An 18,378-nucleotide genomic window follows, 5' to 3' on the forward strand; every position below is an offset into this window, starting at 1 on the left:
GGCGCTGGGCCGGGGCGCTGTACGCGGCGGGCCCCTTTGGGTTCGGCCGTTCGCCCCCGCTCCCGGCGTTGCTGCTGTGGGCCCGACCAGGTCGGGCACGGAGCTCCTCCGCGTTTCGGGTGCCGTTCAGGCCGTTCGGACGGTTCAGACCGTGTCGACGAGCTCCGGCTGCCCCTTGGCCTTCTGGACGCGGTCCTTGACCAGGCCGATCGCGAGCACCAGCGCCGCCACGAGCAGCGACAGCACGACCTGCTCACGGTTGCTGCCGCCGTCGTAGACCATGTAGCCGAGGACGAAGACGATCATCGCGGCCGTGGCCCAGGTCAGGTACGGGAAGAGCCACATCCGCACGACCAGCTTCTCGGGCGTCTCGCGCAGGATGATCCCGCGCATCTTCAGCTGGGTCAGGCAGATGACCAGCCAGACGAAGAGGGCGACGGCGCCGGAGGAGTTGAGCAGGAAGGCGAAGACGGTGTCGGGCCACTTGTAGTTGAAGAAGACCGCGACGAACCCGAAGACCACGGAGGCGAGGATGGCCGCCGTCGGGACACCGCGCTTGTTGGTGCGGGCGAACGCCTTGGGCGCGTCGCCGCGCTGGCCGAGCGAGAAGGCCATGCGGGAGGCGGTGTAGAGGCCCGAGTTCAGGCAGGACAGGACGGCGGTCAGGACGATCACGTTCATGATCTGACCGGCGGCCGGGATGCCGATGGAGTCGAGGGCGGCGACGTACGAGCCCTTGTCGACGATCGACTTGTCGTGCCACGGCAGCAGGGTGAGGACGATGAAGATCGAGCCCAGGTAGAAGACGCCGATCCGCCAGATCACGCTGTTGGTCGCCTTGGTGACGGCCTTCTGCGGGTCCTCGGACTCGCCGGCGGCCAGGGTGACGATCTCGCTGCCCATGAAGGAGAAGACGACCATCAGGACGCCGGTGAGCACCGCGCCGGCGCCCATCGGGAAGAAGCCCCCGCTGTCGGTGAGGTGCGCGAAGCCCGCGCCCGGGTTCTTCGAGCCGGGCAGCACGCCGAACACGGCGAGCATGCCGATCACGACGAAGGCGCCGATGGCGACGACCTTGATGCCCGCGAACCAGAACTCGAACTCGCCGTACGAGGAGACCGAGGCCAGGTTGGTCGCGGTGAGCACCACCATCACGATGAGCGCCCAGCCCCACTGCGGGACGGCCGGGATCCAGCCCTCGAGGATCTTGGCGCCGGCGGTCGCCTCGACGGCGAGCACGACCACCCAGAAGAACCAGTACAGCCAGCCGATGGTGAAGCCGGCCCAGCGGCCGAGCGCCCGGTCGGCGTAGGCGGAGAAGGAGCCGGAGGACGGGCGGGCCGCGGCCATCTCGCCGAGCATCCGCATCACGAACACGACCATCGCGCCGACGAGCGCGTAGGACAGCAGGATGGCGGGGCCGGCCGCGGCGATGCCGGAGCCGGAGCCGACGAAGAGTCCGGCGCCGATCACGCCGCCGATGGCGATCATCGACAGGTGGCGGTTCTTGAGACCGGCCTTGAGACCGTTCGAGCCGTCGGACTGCTGCGCGTCACCGGTGGTTCCGGTGCCGCCGCCTTCCTTCGTCAGGGTCGGCTGCGTGTTCATGAACGCTTCCTTCTGGTGTGGGGGCGCTCGGGTCGCGAGCTGCGGATATGAAACCTGGCGACCGGTGAGTACGGAAGAGTTGATTCCGGATCGTGACTCAGGTCACATTCACGGCATAAGGCCCAGAAGTGAACGAACCCGACGGGAGCAAGGCCCCGACCCCGCTGACCGATACCCCGTCCCCGACGTGCCACACTCGGAACATGCGCGTCTACCTCGGTTCCGACCACGCCGGCTACGAACTCAAGAACCACCTCGTCGAGTGGCTCACGGCCCACGGCTACGAGCCCGTCGACTGCGGTCCCCACATCTACGACGCCCAGGACGACTACCCGCCGTTCTGCCTGCGCGCCGCGGAGAAGACCGCCGCCGACCCGGAGGCCCTCGGCATCGTGATCGGCGGCTCCGGCAACGGCGAGCAGATCGCCGCGAACAAGGTCAAGGGGGTGCGCGCCGCCCTCGCCTGGAGCGAGCAGACCGCCGCCCTCGGCCGCGAGCACAACAACGCCAACGTCGTCGCCGTCGGCGCCCGCATGCACAGCCAGGACGAGGCCACCAGCTTCGTCGAGGTCTTCCTCAAGACCCCGTACTCCGGCGACGCGCGCCACACCCGCCGCATCGACATGCTCGCGACGTACGAGACCACCGGCGAGCTCCCGGCCATCCCGGCCCACCACCCGCAGGAGCCCACCGCCTGATGCCCGAAGGGCACACCATCCACCGGCTGGCCGCCGACTACCGGGAACGGTTCGGCGGCCGGCCTGTGCGCGTCTCCAGCCCCCAGGGCAAGTTCGCCGACTCGGCCGCACTGCTCGACGGCACGGTCCTCGCCCGCACCGAGGCCCACGGCAAGCACCTCTTCCTGGGTTTCCCCGGCGACGAGTGGGTCCACATCCACCTCGGCCTCTTCGGCAAGGTCAACTTCGGCGACGCCCCCGCCCCGCCGCCCACCGACACGGTCCGGCTGCGGCTCGCCGACCCCGACTCGTACGTCGACCTGCGCGGCCCCACCACCTGCGCGCTCATCACCGACGGCGAGAAGCAGGCGGTACACGCCCGCCTCGGCCCCGACCCGCTGCGCGAGGACGGCGTCCACGCCGATCCCGCCCGCGCGTGGCAGCGCGTCTCCCGGTCCCGTACGACGATCGCGGCGCTCCTCATGGACCAGAAGATCGTCGCGGGCGTCGGCAACGTCTACCGCGCCGAGGTCCTCTTCCGGCACGGCATCGACCCGTACCGCGCCGGCAAGGACCTGACCGCGGGGGAGTGGGACGCGATCTGGGCCGACCTGGTGATGCTCATGCGCGAGGGCGTCCGCCTGAACCGCATCGACACCGTCCGCCCCGAACACACCCCCGAGGCCATGGGCCGTCCGCCCCGCGTCGACGACCACGGCGGCGAGGTGTACGTCTACCGCCGCGCCCACCAGCCCTGCCACATCTGCGGCACGGAGATCCGCACGGCGGAACTGGCGGCGCGCAACCTGTTCTGGTGCCCGGGGTGCCAGCCTCCGGGTCGCTAGAAGCCGTGCGGCAGCCACGGCGCCACGGGTGACCCGAAGGCCACCGACGCCTCCGTCAACGCGCCTGCGCGAAGCTCGCGCACGCGGCCCGCCGACGCCAGCGACACCAGCGACACGCCCCCCAGATACGCCGCCCCCAACTCCCGTACGGACAGGGCCACATCCGCCGCGTCGTCCGTCCGCGCGCACACCGCGCCCTTCGCGTTCCCGGTCAGCCGCCAACGCCCCGCGTTCCACGGGCAGAACGCGTCCTCGACCTCGAAGACCACGTCCACCGGCGCCTGGTACGCGCGCGCCCGGAGCGCCGCGCCCACGTCCACCAGCCGCACGAAGAGTCCCTCCCGCAGCGTCGGCTCGCAGCGCCGGACGTCCGTCACCAGATGCTGCCAGGCGTCGTCGACCGGCCGGCCGTGGACGTGCACCCGCGAGGTCAGGTCCACCGAACACAGGTACCGCCACAGCGCTGCCTCCGTGACCGGGTCGAGCCCCGCGAGGTCGTGCACCGTGACCGACCCGTCGACGCCCGCCCGGGACCACTGCGGCTTGATCGCGTAGTGGGCGTACCCGACCACCTCGCCGTCCCGCTCCGCGAGCACGCACAGCCGCGGCGAGGCGCCCTCCCGCCTGTCCGGAGGGTCGAGCAGCGCCTTCCGCTCCCAGCCGGGCCGCCGGGCCAGCATCCCGGGCCGGGCGGCGACCAGCCTCGCGTACACCGCCTCGGTCGCCGCCAGCGACTCCTCCGGGGCCGTCACCCGCAGCGTCACCCCGTCCGTGCCCGGCGGCACCGCCAGCCGCACCCGGGTCGTGTCGATCGTCGCCCGCGTCGCGAACGTGGCCGCGGCGTAGCCGAACCGCCCGTAGATCTCCGCCTCCGAGGCCGTGAGCACCGCGAGCGGCTCGCCCCAGGCCCGTACGTCCGCCAGCTGGCGCCGCATCATCGAGGTGAGGATCCCGCGCCGCCGGTGCGTGCCGGCCACGCTCACCATCGTCACCCCGGCCGCCGGGACCGACGCCCCGCCCGGCACGGTGAGCCGGAAGGTGAACGCGCCCGCCGTACCGACGCACCGGTCCCCGTCCCACGCGCCGATGAACCGCTCGGGCTCGGTCAGCTCCCGCAGGAGCGCGCGCTCCTCGTCCGACTCCGGAACCCCGCCGAAGGCGAGCTCCAGAACCGCGAACCAGTTGTCCCACTCGGCAGGGTCGAGCACCCGCAGTTCGGTCGTCATATGCCACCGATACCAGCGCCCTCAGGCCCGGCGCGAGCCGATTTCGCACGCGTTGTCTCAAGGGTCCCCCTGCACGAGCTCCGATCGGATGGATAGGGTCCAGGCCAATGGGACGTCGCGGAGCGGTGCACACGAACGCGGCCCGGATGCGCAGGAGCGCAGCCCGGGCCCGCATCGGGCTGCGCCGCAGCGCGGTCGACTACTTCCGCGGCGACGGCTCCGACTGGGTCGCGCTCGCGGGACTCCTGCTCACGGTCCCGGCCATCGTCGCCGGCAGCCTGCTCAACCCGGTGTGGTGCTCGCCGGTCGCCCTCGTCCTGCCGATCGTGGCCGGCGGGCTCGTGCTGCGCCCCGCCAGCCTGCTCGGCCTGTACGCGGCGGCCGCGGGCGGGCTCATCGTAGAGTCCGTCGTGCTCGGCCCGTACACCCAGGGACCGGCCCGGGTCACTCCCGGCACCGTCCTCGTGGTCGCCGCGTGCGGCTTCTTCGGGCTGCTCATCGCGCAGTTCCGGGCCCGCGTCGGCGTGCCCTGGCGGCGCGGCGGCACGATGCTCTTCGACCTGCGCGAACGCATCCGGGTGCAGAGCGCGCTGCCTCGCCTGCCCGGTGGCTGGCACCGTGAGATGGCGCTGCGCCCGGCCGGCGGCCAGTCCTTCTCCGGCGACTTCGTCGTCGCCGCCCGCACCAACGCCGGCCGCACCCTCGAAGTCGTCCTCACCGACGTCTCCGGCAAGGGCATGGACGCCGGCTCGCGCGCCCTGCTGCTCTCCGGCGCCTTCGGCGGCCTCCTCGGCTCGCTGCCCCCGCACGGCTTCCTGCCCGCCGCCAACGGCTATCTGCTCCGCCAGGACTGGGACGAGGGCTTCGCCACCTCCGTCCACCTCGTCCTCGACCTCGAATCCGGCGACTACGAGCTCCTCTCCGCCGGCCACCTGCCCGCCCTCCAGCTCCACGCCGGCACCGGCCGCTGGGAGGAGAAGGCCGCCGAAGGCCCCCTCCTCGGCGTCTACGACGGCGCCGAGTTCCACCCGGTCAAGGGCTCCCTGCGCCCCGGCGACGTCCTCATGCTCTTCACCGACGGCCTCGTCGAGAGCGCCGAACGCGACCTCACCGAGGGCATCGACCGCCTCACCGGCGAGGCCGACCGCTATGTCGCCGCCGGCTTCGAGGGCGCCGCCTGGCACCTCATCGAAGCCTGCGCCAAGGACGTCAACGACGACCGCGCCCTGCTCCTCATCAGCCGCAAGGGATGACCGCCATGACCGGCCCCGCACCTCTCTCGCTCCCGGAGATCGAGGCGCTCGCCGTCGCCGCCCACGCCGGGCAGACCGACAAGGCCGGGCGGCCGTACGCCGAGCACCTGCGGGCCGTCGCCGAGGGCGTACGGGCGCGGGGCGGGAGTCCCGGGCAGATCGCGGCCGGGTGGCTGCACGACGCCGTCGAGGACCAGGCGCTGTCGGAGGAGTGGCTGGCGGGGGCGGCGCTGCCCGCCGAGGTGAAGGCCATGGTGCTCGCGCTCACCAAGCGCCCCGGCGAGGCGCCGGAGGACTACGCGCGGCGGATCCTCGCCACCCCGGGCGCCCTGCTGGTCAAGGAGGCCGATCTCGCGCACAACGCCGACCCGGAGCGGCTCGCGGTGCTCGATCCGGCGACCCGGGACCGGCTCACCGCCAAGTACGCCCGGGTCCGGGCCCTGCTCGGCCTCGAAGCTTCGCCCTGAGAGAAACGATCAAGACGAAATTCGTCATGTTGGCCGGAATCTTACGGCGACGATTCGTCACCCACCCTCACGGGGCAGGAAGTTGGTGGCACGATAGGTGCGGCGGGGGTGTTCTGTGGCGTGCGCTCCCGGGCGGCAAGGCGAAACCGACCGAGGGTGTGATCAGTTGTGGCCATCTCACTGTCCGTGGTGCTGCTGTTGGCGATCATCCTGGTGGTGTTGATCCGTGGCGGAAACCTCAAGGCCGGCCCGGCCGTCGTCGCGGTCCTCTTCGGTTTCTTCCTCGCGTCCACCGGCATGGCGCCCAACATCCAGAACTTCCTGGACTCGATAACGGCGTCGATCGCCTCCATCAAGTTCTGATCTCGACGGCCTGTGGCGCTACGCCGAGGCGATACGACGAAAGGCCCCGCGGACACGGTCCGCGGGGCCTTTCGCCATACCTGGAGCGGGCGACGGGAATCGAACCCGCGTAGCTAGTTTGGAAGACTAGGGCTCTACCATTGAGCTACGCCCGCAAGCACTGCGCCGCAGGCCATCACGGCCGCGGCACGGACGCCATCGTAGCGGGTCCGGGCGGGTCCCCGCACGCCCCTCGGAAAGAGGGGGCGTCGCACCGTCTCCGTCCATGTACCCTACGTGTCGCACCGACGGGGTGTGGCGCAGCTTGGTAGCGCGTCCGCTTTGGGAGCGGAAGGCCGTGGGTTCAAATCCCGCCACCCCGACCAGCCAAGATCACGTTGTGGGGCGCGAGCCGCTTGCGGTTACTATGCAAGCTGCGTGCCCGTGTGTCTCTCTGACCGGGCCGATCGGCCGGAACCGCCCCTGGCGGCGCCGCCGGAAACCAGGAATCAGCCACAAGGAGACCGAACCGTGAAGAGCGCCGTGGAGACCCTGAACCCGACCCGGGTTCGGCTCACTGTCGAGGTGCCCTTCGAGGAGCTCAAGGACAGCCTCGACGCGGCGTACAAGAAGATCAACCAGCAGGTCACGGTCAAGGGCTTCCGCAAGGGCAAGATCCCCGCGCGCGTCATCGACCAGCGCTTCGGCCGCGGTGCGGTGCTGGAGGAGGCCGTCAACGACGCCCTCCCGAAGCTCTACAACGCCGCGGTCAACGAGGCCGAGGTCAACCCGCTGGGCCAGCCCGAGGTCGACATCACGGAGCTGAAGGACGGCGAGCTGCTCTCCTTCACCGCCGAGGTCGACGTCCGCCCGGCCATCGAGATCCCGGACTACTCCGGCATCGAGGTCGAGGTCGACGCCATCGAGGTCACCGACGAGGACGTCGAGAAGTCCGTGGAGCAGCTGCGCGAGCGCTTCGCCTCCACGAACCCGGTCGAGCGCGCCGCCGCCGAGGGTGACGTCGTCACCATCGACCTCGAGGCCAAGGTCGAGGGCGAGGTCCTGCCCGACGGTGTCGCCGAGGGCGTCTCGTACACCATCGGCTCCGGCGAGCTGCTCGACGGCATCGACGCCGCCGTCACCGGCCTGGAGGCCGGCGGCGAGGCCACCTTCACCTCCGAGCTGAAGGGCGGCTCGGCCGCGGGCAAGGAGGCCGAGGTCACCGTCAAGGTCACCGCCGTCGCCGCCCGTGAGCTCCCCGAGCTGGACGACGAGTTCGCGCAGATGGCGTCGGAGTTCGACACCCTCGACGAGCTCAAGGCCGACAGCCGCAAGCGCCTCGAGAACATGAAGCAGTTCGACCAGGCCACCCAGGCCCAGGAGCGCGTCCTGGAGAAGTTCCTGGAGCTGGCGGAGATCCCCGTCCCCGAGAAGCTGCTCGAGGAGGAGATCAACACCCGCAAGCACAACCTGGAGCACCACCAGCTCGGCCAGATGGGCCTCGACCTCGCGAAGTACCTGGAGTTCCAGGGCAAGACCGAGGAGGAGTTCGACGCCGAGACGCGCGAGCAGGCCATCAAGGGCATCAAGACCCAGTTCCTCCTCGACGAGCTGGTCTCCCAGGAGAAGCTCAACGTCGAGCAGGACGAGCTCACCGAGCACCTGATGCGCCGTGCCGCCTCCTCCGGCATGTCCCCCGACCAGTTCGCCCAGGCCGTCGTCCAGGGCGGCCAGGTGCCGATGCTCGTCGGCGAGGTCGCCCGCGGCAAGGCCCTCGCGGTCGTCGTCGAGGCCGCCAAGGTCGTCGACACCAACGGTGAGGTCGTGGACCTGTCCGACGAGGACGAGGAGCAGGCCACCGAGACGGTCGAGGCCGTCACCGGCGACGCCGAGGTCTCCGAGGACAAGTAAGGCCCGTCGGGCGGCCCAGGCCGCCCGGTGAAGCCCGCTGATCCCGCACCACGGGCCCGGACGCACAGCTGTGCGTCCGGGCCCGTGGACGTAGTTCGAGCCCTTTATGCGCCCCCAACTACCTTGCGCTCCCAGCGAACAGTTCGGGAACCGGGATGGCGCCCGCCTACCAGCGCGTTAGGGTCCATGGATACGGGGGCACTGCCCTCAGAACGAGACGCGAGACGGCACGGGGCCGTCGGAGACGAGCAGGTGGATACGTGACGAATCTGAAGCCTTACGCCGCGGGTGAGCCGTCCATCGGTGGTGGCCTCGGCGACCATGTCTACAACCGGCTGCTCGGCGAGCGCATCATCTTCCTCGGCCAGCAGGTCGACGACGACATCGCCAACAAGATCACCGCGCAGATGCTCCTCCTGGCCGCCGACCCGGAGAAGGACATCTACCTCTACATCAACAGCCCCGGTGGCTCCGTGACGGCCGGCATGGCCGTCTACGACACCATGCAGTACATCCCCAACGACGTCGTGACCATCGGTATGGGCATGGCCGCGTCCATGGGCCAGTTCCTGCTCACCGGCGGTACCGCCGGCAAGCGCTTCGCGCTGCCGAACACCGACATCCTGATGCACCAGGGCTCCGCCGGCATCGGCGGCACCGCCTCGGACATCAAGATCCAGGCCGACTACCTGCTCCGCACGAAGCAGCGCATGGCCGAGATCACCGCGGAGCACTCCGGTCAGACCGTCGAGCGGATCATCCGCGACGGCGACCGCGACCGCTGGTTCACCGCGGAGGAGGCCAAGGAGTACGGCCTCATCGACGACATCATCACCCACGCCGCGGGTGTCCCGGGCGGCGGCGGCACGGGCGCCTGAGCACCCGGCAGCCCGTTCCGACAGCCCCAGCCCTCCCACCCGCCCTCAGGATGGTGAACAGCCCCATGACCACCCCGAACTTCTCCGCGAGCGGCCTCTACACGGGCCCGCAGGTGGACAACCGCTATGTCGTCCCGCGCTTCGTCGAGCGCACCTCTCAGGGCATCCGCGAGTACGACCCGTACGCGAAGCTCTTCGAGGAGCGCGTGATCTTCCTCGGCGTGCAGATCGACGACGCCTCCGCCAACGACGTCATGGCGCAGCTGCTCTGCCTGGAGTCGATGGACCCGGACCGCGACATCTCGATCTACATCAACAGCCCCGGTGGCTCCTTCACCGCGCTGACCGCCATCTACGACACGATGCAGTTCGTGAAGCCGGACATCCAGACGGTCTGCATGGGCCAGGCGGCCTCCGCCGCGGCCATCCTGCTGGCCGCCGGCACCCCCGGCAAGCGCATGGCGCTGCCGAACGCCCGCGTGCTGATCCACCAGCCGTCCGGTGGCACCGGCCGTGAGCAGCTCTCCGACCTGGAGATCGCGGCCCGCGAGATCCTGCGCATGCGCAGCCAGCTGGAGGAGATGCTGGCCAAGCACTCCACCACTCCGATCGAGAAGATCCGCGACGACATCGAGCGCGACAAGATCCTGACCGCCGAGGACGCCCTCGCGTACGGCCTGATCGACCAGATCATCTCGACCCGCAAGAGCACGGCCGCCTCGGCAGTCTGACGCTCGACGTTCCCGTGGCGCGGGAGGCAGGACGGGCGGCATGGCCGAATTCCGACCATGCCAACCGCGCCAAGGGGGGCCCGAACGGGGGGCCCGGCAAGGTACCGTCGAATATGAGGCACCAGGAGTCGCTGAACCAAGCGCTCCCAGGCGAAGGGGAAGCACCTCGTGGCACGCATCGGTGATGGCGGCGATCTGCTCAAGTGCTCGTTCTGCGGAAAGAGCCAGAAGCAGGTGAAGAAGCTCATCGCAGGACCCGGTGTGTACATCTGCGACGAGTGCATCGACCTCTGCAACGAGATCATCGAGGAAGAACTCGCGGAGACGAGCGAGGTGCGGTGGGAGGAACTCCCGAAGCCCCGCGAGATCTACGAGTTCCTCGAGGGGTACGTCGTCGGGCAGGAGCCCGCGAAGAAGGCCCTCTCGGTCGCGGTCTACAACCACTACAAGCGCGTCCAGGCCGGCGAGAACGGCGGCGCGCAGGGCCGGGACGACGCCATCGAGCTGGCGAAGTCCAACATCCTGCTGCTCGGCCCGACCGGCTCCGGCAAGACGCTCCTGGCACAGACCCTGGCCCGGATGCTGAACGTTCCGTTCGCGATCGCCGACGCCACCGCGCTGACGGAGGCCGGCTATGTCGGCGAGGACGTCGAGAACATCCTGCTCAAGCTGATCCAGGCGGCCGACTACGACGTCAAGAAGGCCGAGACCGGGATCATCTACATCGACGAGATCGACAAGGTCGCCCGTAAGAGCGAAAACCCGTCGATCACGCGGGACGTCTCCGGCGAGGGCGTGCAGCAGGCCCTGCTGAAGATCCTGGAGGGCACCACCGCCTCCGTGCCGCCGCAGGGCGGCCGGAAGCACCCGCACCAGGAGTTCATCCAGATCGACACGACGAACGTGCTCTTCATCGTGGGCGGCGCCTTCGCCGGCCTGGAGAAGATCATCGAGTCGCGGGCCGGCGCCAAGGGCATCGGCTTCGGGGCGACCATCCGCTCCAAGCGCGAGATCGAGGCGAGCGACCAGTTCCAGGAGGTCATGCCGGAGGACCTGGTGAAGTTCGGGATGATCCCCGAGTTCATCGGCCGTCTCCCCGTCATCACCTCGGTGCACAACCTGGACCGCGAGGCCCTGCTCAAGATCCTCGTCGAGCCGCGCAACGCGCTGGTCAAGCAGTACCAGCGCCTCTTCGAACTCGACGGCGTGGAGCTGGACTTCGACCGCCCCGCCCTGGAGGCCATCGCCGACCAGGCCATCCTCCGCGGCACCGGCGCGCGCGGCCTGCGCGCCATCATGGAGGAGGTCCTCCAGTCGGTGATGTACGAGGTCCCGTCCCGCAAGGACGTGGCCCGCGTGGTCATCACGGCGGACGTGGTCCGTGACAACGTGAACCCGACGCTGGTGCCGAGGATCGTGAAGCACGACGGCAGGCACGAGAAGAGCGCGTAGCCGCCCGACGTACGCGAAGGGGCGCCCCCGCCGAACGACTCGGCGGGGGCGCCCCTTTTGCCTGGCGGCGTGCCGCACAAATCAAGCCGTATCGGACAAAAGAACTTGCTGGAAATGTCTCGATCATGGTCGGCTTGCCTTCGACCAACTTGCCGGTTCCACCTGGATCCTGGGGAAACGGATGCTTCGAGCGAAGTTGCAGCGCATGATCGCCGCCCTGTGTGTAACCGGTGCCGCGACGGTCGTGCCCGTGGTGGCCGCCGCGCCTGCCCAGGACCCGCTGCTCGTGTCCAGCGGGGTCAAGCCCTATCAGGCGACCACGGCGTGCCGCCTGGCCTGAAAGGCGACGGTGACCCGCCCGCGTAGAGGGTGCGTGGTCCGGGAGGCGCCCGGCCGATCGGATCGGCCGGCCGGGCATCCTGCAGCAGGAGGTCCGATCAGGCCTTGACGCGAACTTCCTTGCGGAACTTGGCCGTGAGGGCTGCGGCGTCCTCGCCGGACATGCCCCTGCCCGAGAGCACCGAGGCCAGATCGACCGGGACGACCATGCCCACCGTGCTGTGGTCGGCCCACACGCAGAAGTTCATGGCGATCGCCGGGGTCTTCTCGGCCGGGTTGGCCGCGGTCTTGGCCTGCTGGCACTTGAGGACGGCGCCGTCGAGGTCCGCCGGCGTGTACGCCTGCGGGCTGCCCTCCAGGGTCGCCTTGTCGTCGCTGCTCTTGTCCTGCTCCGACTGGGTCTTGATGGCGGCGAAGACGGTGTCGACGACCTTCTCGGGGTCGTCGATCTGGCCGTAGAGTCCGTTGAACTGGATCAGCTTGCCGGCGAGCGGGTTGGCCTCGTCCTTGACCTGGTACTGGGCCCCGACCTCGGTGGCGTTCTTGACGCCGTCCTTCTCGGCCTCCTCCAGCGACTTCTTGTCGTTGGAGGGCTTGTCCTTGTCGGACTTCTTGTACTCGGTGAGCACGGTGGCCGGGGTGATCAGCTTGTGCGGGCCGTCGTCCGCCACGTTCGCGCCGCCACCGCCGCCGAACGCGTAGTACGCGCCGATCGCGAGACCGACGACCGCGGCCACGATGCCGATGGTCAGCGGCGCCTTGGACTTCTTCGGCGCGGGCGGCGGAGGCATGTAGCCGCCCGGACCCTGCGGCGCGCCGTACGGGGCCTGCGGCTGCTGCCCGTACGGGGCCTGCGGCGGCTGGCCGTACGGGTTCGGCGGCTGCTGCCCGTACCCCGGCTGGCCGCCGTACGGCTGCTGCGGCGGGACGCCCTGCGGGGCCTGCTGGGGGTAGCCGTAGCCGGGCTGCGGGGCCTGCGGCGGCTGACCGTACGGGGCCTGCGGCGGCTGGCCGTACGGACCGGGCTGGCCGGGCTGCTGCCCGTACGGGTTCGGCTGACCGCCGCCGTACGGCCCTGGCTGGTTGTAGCTCATCGACTGCTTCCCCTCACAAGATCCCTCACAGGATGTTTATGCGTAGCGAACATCCTGTCGGAAGCCTTGCCGCGCCGGGGCGGTGGGGGTCACACCGTTACGGAACAATCGCGTTTCAAGTCGGACGGGGGACACCCCTAAACTGGGCCCGTGACCGAGAACACTCAGCAGCAGACAGCAGCCACCACCGAATTGCCGACCCAGTACACGCCGGCCGAGGTAGAGGGGCCGCTGTACGAGCGCTGGGTAGAGCGCGGCTACTTCGAGGCGGACGAGAAGAGCGACAAGCCTCCGTACACCATCGTCATCCCGCCGCCGAACGTCACCGGCTCGCTCCACCTGGGCCACGCCTTCGAGCACACGCTCATCGACGCCCTCACCCGCCGCAAGCGGATGCAGGGTTACGAGACGCTGTGGCAGCCCGGCATGGACCACGCCGGCATCGCCACCCAGAACGTCGTCGAGCGCGAGCTGGCCAAGGAGGGCAAGTCCCGCCACGACCTGGGCCGCGAGGCGTTCGTCGAGCGCGTCTGGAAGTGGAAGGCCGAGTCCGGCGGACAGATCTCCGGCCAGATGCGCCGCCTCGGTGACGGCGTCGCCTGGTCGCGCGAGCGCTTCACCATGGACGAGGGCCTGTCGCAGGCCGTCCAGACCATCTTCAAGAAGCTCTACGACGACGAGCTGATCTACCGCGCCGAGCGCATCATCAACTGGTGCCCGCGCTGCCTCACCGCGATCTCCGACATCGAGGTCGAGTACCAGGACGACGACGGTGAGCTCGTCTCCATCCGGTACGGCGAAGGCGACGCGTCCATCGTCGTCGCGACGACCCGCGCCGAGACGATGCTCGGTGACACGGCCGTCGCCGTCCACCCGGACGACGAGCGGTACAAGCACCTCGTCGGCACCGAGATCGAGCTGCCGCTGACCGGCCGCCGCATCCCGGTCGTCGCCGACACGCACGTCGACCCGGAGTTCGGCACCGGCGCCGTCAAGGTGACCCCGGCGCACGACCCGAACGACTTCGAGATCGGCCAGCGGCACTCCCTGCCGTCGATCGCCGTGATGGACGAGCACGCGGTCATCACCGTCCACGGCCCCTTCCAGGGCCTGGACCGCCTGGAGGCCCGTTCCGCCATCGTCGCCGCGCTGCGCGCCGACGGCCGGATCGTCGCCGAGAAGCGCCCGTACACCCACTCCGTCGGCCACTGCTCGCGCTGCAAGACCACCATCGAGCCGCGCCTGTCGATGCAGTGGTGGGTCAAGGTCGGCCCGCTCGCGAAGGCCGCCGGTGACGCGGTCCGCGACGGCAAGGTCAAGATCCACCCGCAGGAGATGGAGAAGCGGTACTTCGACTGGGTCGACAACCTGCACGACTGGTGCATCTCGCGCCAGCTGTGGTGGGGCCACCGCATCCCGGTCTGGTACGGCCCGAACGGCGAGGTCGTCTGCGTCGGACCGGACGAGCAGCCGCCCGCCGGCGAGGGCTGGTACCAGGACACCGACGTCCTCGACACCTGGTTCTCCTCCGGCCTGTGGCCGTTCTCCACGCTGGGCTGGCCCGAGCAGACCGAGAGCCTCAAGAAGTTCTATCCGAACTCCGTCCTGGTCACCGGCTACGACATCCTCTTCTTCTGGGTCGCCCGGATGATGATGTTCGGCCTCTACGCGATGGACGGCACCCCGCCGTTCCACACCATCGCGCTGCACGGCATGGTCCGTGACCAGAACGGCAAGAAGATGTCGAAGTCCTTCGGCAACGTGGTCAACCCGCTGGACTGGATGGACCAGTACGGCTCCGACGCCGTCCGCTTCACCCTGGCCAACGGCGCCAACCCCGGCGTCGACGTCCCGATCGGCGAGGACTGGGTCAAGGCGTCCCGGAACTTCGCCAACAAGATCTGGAACGCCACCCGCTTCGCGCTGATGAACGGCGCGACCATCGAGGGCGAGCTGCCGCTGGTCGAGCAGCTGTCCGCGACGGACCGCTGGATCCTGTCCCGGCTCAACAAGACGGTCGCGCAGGTCGACGCGCTCTACGAGGACTACCAGTTCGCGAAGCTCAGCGACGCCCTGTACCACTTCGCGTGGGACGAGGTCTTCGACTGGTACGTCGAGCTCTCGAAGACGACGTTCTTCGCGGGCGGCGAGCAGGCCAAGGTCTCCGGCCGGGTCCTCGGCGAGGTCCTGGACGTGATGCTGCGCCTGCTGCACCCGATCGTCCCGTTCGTCACCGACGCACTGTGGACCACGCTCACCGGCCGCGAGTCGCTCGTCATCGCCGAGTGGCCCGAGGACAGCGGCTTCCGCGACGACGCCGCCGAGGCCGAGATCGAGAACCTGCAGCAGGTCGTCACCGAGGTCCGCCGCTTCCGCGCCGACCAGGGCCTCCAGCCGGGCCAGAAGGTCCCGGCCCGCCTGGAGCTGGACGGCACGCCGCTCGCCGCGCACGAGGCCGCCATCCGCCAGCTGCTCCGCCTCCAGCCGGAGGGCGAGGGCTTCTCCGTCACCGCCTCCCTGCCGGTCGCCGGTGCGACGGTCTCGCTCGACCTGTCGGGCACGATCGACGTGGCCGCCGAGCGCAAGCGGCTCGCGAAGGACCTGGCCGCCGCCGAGAAGGAGAAGGCGCAGGCCGAGGGCAAGCTGGGCAACGAGGCCTTCCTGGCCAAGGCCCCCGACAACGTCGTGGACAAGATCAAGGGCCGGCTCGCCAAGGCGGACGAGGACATCGCCCGCATCCAGGCGCAGCTGGAGCGCCTGCCGCAGGCGTAGCCCGTACGGCCACCGCATGACGAAGGGGTCCGGAACCGCTGACGGTTCCGGACCCCTTTCGTATATGCCTGGTATGTCCGATCTCACATTCGACGGGACTTCAGGTCCCCGGCGCGGGGACCAAGGACCCGGGATGATGGAACGCATGCTTCCCCTTCCCGCCTCCGTCCGCGCGCTGCGCCGCTGCGTGGACCGGTGGGCGGTGTCGCCCCGGGCGATGGACGTCGTCGCCGCGGTCTTCGCCTTCGGCCTGATGGTCCTGGACGTGCCGGGCCTCGCCCGCGCCGACAACTCGCTCACCGGCATCACCGCGACCCTGGTCCTCGCGGCCGGCGCGGCGACGCTGGTGCTGCGGCGGAAGGCGCCCTGGGTGCCCTTCGTGGTGGCGATCTTCATGATGGGCTGGCTGCACGAGCTGACGATGATCCAGTTCGCGCTGTACTCGCTCGGCCGCTTCCGGGGCCGCCGGGTCGCCGTGCTCGCCACCCTGCTCTACGCGGGCGCCGCCTACGTCTACTTCAACCTGCCCGGCTGGCCCGAACGCCACGGCGAGACGCTCAGCGACTTCCTCAGCCTCGTCGTCCCCATCGGCGTCCTCGCCGCCGGCGTCGGCATCGCCGCCTTCCGCCACGACCTGGTGCGCGCCCTGGAGGTCCAGCGCCGCGAGGCCGCCGCCCGGCAGGCCGTCCAGGAGGAGCGGATCTCCGTCGGCCGTGACGTCCACGACCTGGTCGGCCGGGAGCTGACGCTGCTCGCGGTGCGGGCCGAGGTGCTCGCCGTACGGGCCAGGGGAGAGGCGCACCAGCAGGACTTCGAGGAGCTCTCCGAGACCGCCCGGCGCGCCCACCGCATGCTCAACGAGACCATCGTGCGGCGCGTCGACGACCCCGCCGCCACGCCGGGCCTCGACGGTCTCGCCGCGCTCGCCGAGGAGAGCGAGCGGACGGGCAGCCCGGTGCACCTGGAGGTCGCGGCGGAGGCGAAGGCGCTGTCGCCGCTGCGCCAGGCGGCCGTTCACCGCGTGGTGCGCGAGTGCCTCACGAACGCCGCCAAGCACGCGCCGGGCCTCCCGGTGACCGTCACCATCAGGGTCGGCGACCCGGACGTCCTCGGCATCGAGGTCCGCAACCCGCTGCCCCCGGCCCCGCCCGACCGCGCCCCCGTCTCCACCGGCACCGGCCTGGTCTCGATGGCCGAACGCGTCACGAGCATGGGCGGCACGCTGGACGCGGGGCGCGAGCACGGGGCGTACGTGGTGCGGGCGTCGCTGCCGGCGGGGCTGCGCTAGCCGGGGACGCCCTGCCGGGTCCTGTGGGGCCTTGTCGGTGGCGCTTCGTAGACTGGGTGCGTGAGTGAGCCCCGCGACGACCGCGACCAGTTCGACGACAGCGACCACGGCGACGTGTTCGACGACATCGTCGACACCGAAACCGACCGCGACCCCGACCTGGCGGTGATCGAGGCCGGCAGCCGCACCCTGCGCGCCATGGCCGGTCCGCCGCAGGGCGACCCGGTGCCGAGCCGTCCCGCCGACCCCGAGGTCGACAAGGCGCTGCGCGACGTCGAGACCGAGCTGTCCACCCGCTGGGGCGAGACCAAGCTGGAGCCCTCGGTCAAGCGGATCGCGGCCCTGATGGACGTGCTGGGCGAGCCGCAGCGCGCGTACCCGTCGATCCACATCACGGGCACCAACGGCAAGACCTCCACCGCCCGCATGATCGAGGCCCTGCTCGGCGCCTTCGACCTGCGCACCGGCCGCTACACCTCGCCGCACGTGCAGACCATCACCGAGCGCATCAGCCTGGACGGCGCCCCGATCGACCCGGAGCGGTTCGTCGAGACGTACCGGGACATCGCGCCGATGGTCGAGCTGGTCGACGAGCGCGAGGAGTACCGCCTCTCGTTCTTCGAGGTCCTCACCGGAATGGCGTACGCGGCCTTCGCCGACGCCCCGGTCGACGCGGCCGTCGTCGAGGTCGGCATGGGCGGCACCTGGGACGCGACGAACGTCATCGACGCCTCCGTCGCCGTCGTCACCCCCATCGACCTCGACCACACGGACCGGCTCGGCGAGACGCCCGGCGAGATCGCCGGCGAGAAGTCCGGGATCATCAAGCCGGGCGCGACCGTGATCCTCGCCCAGCAGCCCGTGGACGCGGCCCAGGTGCTCCTGAAGAAGGCCGTCGACGTGGACGCCACCGTGGCCCGCGAGGGCATGGAGTTCGGCGTCGTCTCGCGCGAGGTCGCGGTCGGCGGGCAGCTGCTGACCCTGCGCGGCCTCGGCGGCGAGTACCCCGAGGTGTTCCTGCCGCTGTACGGGGCGCACCAGGCGCACAACGCGGCGGTGGCGCTCGCCGCGGTCGAGGCCTTCTTCGGCATCGGCGCGCAGCACGCCCGCGCGCTCGACATCGACGTGATCCGCCGCGCCTTCGCCCAGGTGGCCTCGCCGGGCCGGCTGGAGGTCGTGCGCAAGTCCCCGACGGTCGTCCTGGACGCGGCGCACAACCCGCACGGCGCCCGGGCCACCGCCGACGGCATCACCGAGTCCTTCGGCTTCTCCCGGCTCATCGGCGTCGTGGCGACCAGCTCCGACAAGGACGCCCGCGGGCTGCTCGAGGCCTTCGAGCCGATCTTCGCGGAGGTCGTGATCACCGCGAACTCCAACCCGCGCTCCACCGACGTCGACGAGCTCGCCGCGCTCGCGGTCGAGGTCTTCGGCGAGGAGCGGGTCGTGGTGGGGCCGGGGCGGGGCGCGCGCGGGGAGGGGGGGGTGGCGGGCGCGG

Annotated in this window: 16 protein-coding genes and 2 tRNA genes; 14 read left to right on the forward strand and 4 right to left on the reverse strand. The window is 70.4% G+C overall.

Features of this window, described 5'->3' with window-relative positions:
* Nucleotides 1-144 precede the first annotated feature (144 nt).
* Nucleotides 145-1,608 (reverse strand): amino acid permease, encoded by a 1,464-nt coding sequence (locus ACWEV0_RS32640; RefSeq protein WP_453153338.1) that lies wholly within the window; start codon nucleotides 1,606-1,608, stop codon nucleotides 145-147.
* 203 nt (nucleotides 1,609-1,811) lie between these two features.
* Here ACWEV0_RS32640 and ACWEV0_RS32645 point away from each other — a divergent pair, with 203 nt between their 5' ends.
* Both ACWEV0_RS32645 and ACWEV0_RS32650 read left to right on the forward strand, forming a co-directional pair.
* Nucleotides 1,812-2,306, forward strand: coding sequence for a ribose-5-phosphate isomerase (locus ACWEV0_RS32645; RefSeq protein WP_403792898.1), 495 nt, complete (start codon nucleotides 1,812-1,814; stop codon nucleotides 2,304-2,306).
* A complete protein-coding gene (locus tag ACWEV0_RS32650) occupies nucleotides 2,306-3,130 on the forward strand; it encodes an Fpg/Nei family DNA glycosylase (protein WP_453153339.1) in 825 nt (274 codons plus the stop codon). Before ACWEV0_RS32645 ends, ACWEV0_RS32650 begins: the two co-directional genes overlap by 1 nt.
* On the opposite strand, the gene ACWEV0_RS32655 is transcribed toward ACWEV0_RS32650, so the two are convergent.
* Complete coding sequence (locus ACWEV0_RS32655) at nucleotides 3,127-4,356, reverse strand: GNAT family N-acetyltransferase (RefSeq protein ID WP_453153340.1); 1,230 nt, start codon at nucleotides 4,354-4,356, stop codon at nucleotides 3,127-3,129. The two genes, ACWEV0_RS32650 and ACWEV0_RS32655, sit on opposite strands and share 4 nt — an antisense overlap.
* A 107-nt stretch (nucleotides 4,357-4,463) precedes the next feature.
* Here ACWEV0_RS32655 and ACWEV0_RS32660 point away from each other — a divergent pair, with 107 nt between their 5' ends.
* From ACWEV0_RS32660 to ACWEV0_RS32670, 3 genes are all read left to right on the forward strand, one after another.
* On the forward strand, nucleotides 4,464-5,609 hold the full coding sequence (locus ACWEV0_RS32660; RefSeq protein WP_453153341.1) for a PP2C family protein-serine/threonine phosphatase: 1,146 nt from the start codon (nucleotides 4,464-4,466) through the stop codon (nucleotides 5,607-5,609).
* A gap of 5 nt (nucleotides 5,610-5,614) precedes the next feature.
* Complete coding sequence (locus ACWEV0_RS32665; protein WP_453153342.1) at nucleotides 5,615-6,076, forward strand: HD domain-containing protein; 462 nt, start codon at nucleotides 5,615-5,617, stop codon at nucleotides 6,074-6,076.
* Between the two features lie 168 nt (nucleotides 6,077-6,244).
* Nucleotides 6,245-6,439, forward strand: coding sequence for a hypothetical protein (locus ACWEV0_RS32670; RefSeq protein WP_389206162.1), 195 nt, complete (start codon nucleotides 6,245-6,247; stop codon nucleotides 6,437-6,439).
* An 81-nt stretch (nucleotides 6,440-6,520) separates the two neighbouring features.
* Here ACWEV0_RS32670 and ACWEV0_RS32675 read toward each other — a convergent pair.
* Nucleotides 6,521-6,594, reverse strand: a tRNA-Gly gene (locus ACWEV0_RS32675).
* A 133-nt stretch (nucleotides 6,595-6,727) separates the two neighbouring features.
* Between ACWEV0_RS32675 and ACWEV0_RS32680 the strand changes: the two genes are divergently transcribed.
* The 6 genes from ACWEV0_RS32680 (at nucleotide 6,728) to ACWEV0_RS32705 (ending at nucleotide 11,730) form a co-directional block, all read left to right on the forward strand.
* Nucleotides 6,728-6,804, forward strand: a tRNA-Pro gene (locus ACWEV0_RS32680).
* Nucleotides 6,805-6,949: 145 nt separating this feature from the next.
* Nucleotides 6,950-8,329 (forward strand): trigger factor, encoded by a 1,380-nt coding sequence (gene tig, locus ACWEV0_RS32685; protein ID WP_453153343.1) that lies wholly within the window; start codon nucleotides 6,950-6,952, stop codon nucleotides 8,327-8,329.
* Between the two features lie 260 nt (nucleotides 8,330-8,589).
* Nucleotides 8,590-9,207, forward strand: coding sequence for an ATP-dependent Clp protease proteolytic subunit (locus tag ACWEV0_RS32690; protein WP_451611650.1), 618 nt, complete (start codon nucleotides 8,590-8,592; stop codon nucleotides 9,205-9,207).
* A 65-nt stretch (nucleotides 9,208-9,272) separates the two neighbouring features.
* Nucleotides 9,273-9,938, forward strand: a complete 666-nt coding sequence (locus ACWEV0_RS32695; RefSeq protein WP_403792909.1) for an ATP-dependent Clp protease proteolytic subunit — start codon at nucleotides 9,273-9,275, stop codon at nucleotides 9,936-9,938.
* Between the two features lie 168 nt (nucleotides 9,939-10,106).
* Nucleotides 10,107-11,390: an ATP-dependent Clp protease ATP-binding subunit ClpX gene (clpX, locus tag ACWEV0_RS32700; RefSeq protein WP_389206153.1), complete on the forward strand. Its 1,284-nt coding sequence runs from the start codon at nucleotides 10,107-10,109 to the stop codon at nucleotides 11,388-11,390.
* A gap of 205 nt (nucleotides 11,391-11,595) precedes the next feature.
* Complete coding sequence (locus tag ACWEV0_RS32705; protein WP_453153344.1) at nucleotides 11,596-11,730, forward strand: hypothetical protein; 135 nt, start codon at nucleotides 11,596-11,598, stop codon at nucleotides 11,728-11,730.
* A 97-nt stretch (nucleotides 11,731-11,827) separates the two neighbouring features.
* Here ACWEV0_RS32705 and ACWEV0_RS32710 read toward each other — a convergent pair whose 3' ends face one another.
* Entirely contained in the window at nucleotides 11,828-12,823 is a 996-nt protein-coding gene (locus tag ACWEV0_RS32710) for a hypothetical protein (protein ID WP_453153346.1), read from the reverse strand.
* 150 nt (nucleotides 12,824-12,973) lie between these two features.
* Here ACWEV0_RS32710 and ACWEV0_RS32715 point away from each other — a divergent pair, with 150 nt between their 5' ends.
* The 3 genes from ACWEV0_RS32715 to folC form a co-directional block, all read left to right on the forward strand.
* Nucleotides 12,974-15,595: a valine--tRNA ligase gene (locus ACWEV0_RS32715; RefSeq protein WP_453153347.1), complete on the forward strand. Its 2,622-nt coding sequence runs from the start codon at nucleotides 12,974-12,976 to the stop codon at nucleotides 15,593-15,595.
* A 145-nt stretch (nucleotides 15,596-15,740) separates the two neighbouring features.
* Complete coding sequence (locus ACWEV0_RS32720; RefSeq protein ID WP_453153348.1) at nucleotides 15,741-16,883, forward strand: sensor histidine kinase; 1,143 nt, start codon at nucleotides 15,741-15,743, stop codon at nucleotides 16,881-16,883.
* 60 nt (nucleotides 16,884-16,943) lie between these two features.
* Nucleotides 16,944-18,378 (forward strand): bifunctional tetrahydrofolate synthase/dihydrofolate synthase (gene folC / locus ACWEV0_RS32725; RefSeq protein WP_453153350.1); only part of this gene is annotated, 1,435 nt, incomplete at its 3' end.

It is taken from the genome of Streptomyces sp. NPDC003943, assembly GCF_053605265.1.

Bases quoted from the DNA above. Each gene is read 5' to 3' on its own strand.
- ACWEV0_RS32660 (WP_453153341.1), top strand. From the start codon at position 4,464: ATGGGACGTCGCGGAGCGGTGCACACGAACGCGGCCCGGATGCGCAGG.
- ACWEV0_RS32650 (WP_453153339.1), top strand. From the start codon at position 2,306: ATGCCCGAAGGGCACACCATCCACCGGCTGGCCGCCGACTACCGGGAA.
- ACWEV0_RS32665 (WP_453153342.1), top strand. From the start codon at position 5,615: ATGACCGGCCCCGCACCTCTCTCGCTCCCGGAGATCGAGGCGCTCGCC.
- ACWEV0_RS32655 (WP_453153340.1), bottom strand. From the start codon at position 4,356: ATGACGACCGAACTGCGGGTGCTCGACCCTGCCGAGTGGGACAACTGG.
- ACWEV0_RS32695 (WP_403792909.1), top strand. From the start codon at position 9,273: ATGACCACCCCGAACTTCTCCGCGAGCGGCCTCTACACGGGCCCGCAG.
- ACWEV0_RS32710 (WP_453153346.1), bottom strand. From the start codon at position 12,823: ATGAGCTACAACCAGCCAGGGCCGTACGGCGGCGGTCAGCCGAACCCG.
- ACWEV0_RS32645 (WP_403792898.1), top strand. From the start codon at position 1,812: ATGCGCGTCTACCTCGGTTCCGACCACGCCGGCTACGAACTCAAGAAC.
- ACWEV0_RS32705 (WP_453153344.1), top strand. From the start codon at position 11,596: ATGATCGCCGCCCTGTGTGTAACCGGTGCCGCGACGGTCGTGCCCGTG.
- ACWEV0_RS32640 (WP_453153338.1), bottom strand. From the start codon at position 1,608: ATGAACACGCAGCCGACCCTGACGAAGGAAGGCGGCGGCACCGGAACC.
- ACWEV0_RS32720 (WP_453153348.1), top strand. From the start codon at position 15,741: ATGCTTCCCCTTCCCGCCTCCGTCCGCGCGCTGCGCCGCTGCGTGGAC.